Source organism: Streptomyces corchorusii (genome assembly GCF_001514055.1).
Classification (GTDB): Bacteria; Actinomycetota; Actinomycetes; order Streptomycetales; family Streptomycetaceae; genus Streptomyces; species Streptomyces olivaceoviridis.
Genome location: NZ_KQ948403.1, coordinates 1 through 986, shown reverse-complemented (window position 1 = coordinate 986; position 986 = coordinate 1). Strand labels below are relative to the sequence as shown.

Here is a 986-nt window from a genome sequence, read left to right as displayed (position 1 = left end):
CCGGCCGCACCGGGTGTGTCACACCGACCACTTCATCGGACTTCGGCAGGAGTGCCCCATGGCCAGGACCAGCGTTACCTTCGACAGCGCCGGCATCGAGATCGCCGCCCACCTCTACACCCCCGACACCCCGGCACCGGGCCCGCGCCCGGCCCTGGTGGTCGGCCACCCCGGTACCGCCGTGAAGGAGCAGACCTCGGGGACGTACGCGCAGCGGATGGCCGAGCGCGGGTTCCTCGCCCTCGCCTTCGACGCGGCCTACCAGGGCGCCTCCGGCGGTCTGCCGCGCGGTCTGGAGGACCCCGCCCAGCGGGTGGAGGACTTCAAGGCCGCCGTGTCCTACCTGACCACCCGCGAGGACGTCGACGCCGAACGGATCGGGCTGCTGGGCATCTGCGCCTCCGGCGGCTACTCGCTGACCGCCACCGGCGCCGACCACCGCGTCAGGGCCGTCGCCACCGTCAGCGGCGTCGACGTCGCCCGCCAGTTCCGCTACGGCGCGGACGGCGCCCAGGACCCGGCCGTCTTCCAGGCCCTGCTGGACGCCGCCGCCCACGCCCGCACCGCCGCCGCCCGCGGCGAGGATGCCGGTGTCATGCCGGTCTTTCCCGCCACCGCCGAACAGGCCGGCGCCCTCGGCGGCGAGCACGGTGTCGAGGGCTTCGACTACTACTGCACCTCACGCGGTGAGCACGAACGGTCCGCGAAGTACTTCGTATGGCAGAGCGTCGACAAGCTGGCCTCCTTCGACGCCTTCCTCGCCGTCCCCCTGATCGGCCCCCGCCCCATCCTCCAGATCATCGGCGAGCGCGCCGTCACCGCCTGGATGGCCATCCAGGCCCACCAGCGCGCCACCGGCCCCAAGGAACTCCACCGCATCGAAGGCGCCAGCCACGTCGACCTCTACGACAAGAAGCAGCACATCGACCCCGCCATCGACAAACTCACCGACTTCTTCACCACCCACCTCGGCACCACGAGCTGAA

1 protein-coding gene is annotated in these 986 nt (G+C 71.8%); it reads left to right on the top strand.

Annotation, left to right across the window (positions count from 1 at the left end; all coding sequences use genetic code 11):
• Positions 1-58 precede the first annotated feature (58 nt).
• On the top strand, positions 59-985 hold the full coding sequence (locus AQJ11_RS44995; RefSeq protein WP_059267385.1) for an alpha/beta hydrolase: 927 nt from the start codon (positions 59-61) through the stop codon (positions 983-985).
• Position 986 lies beyond the last annotated feature (1 nt).

What these genes read in the sequence shown, in the direction of transcription:
- AQJ11_RS44995 (WP_059267385.1), top strand. Translation starts at nt 59, where the DNA reads ATGGCCAGGACCAGCGTTACCTTCGACAGCGCCGGCATCGAGATCGCC.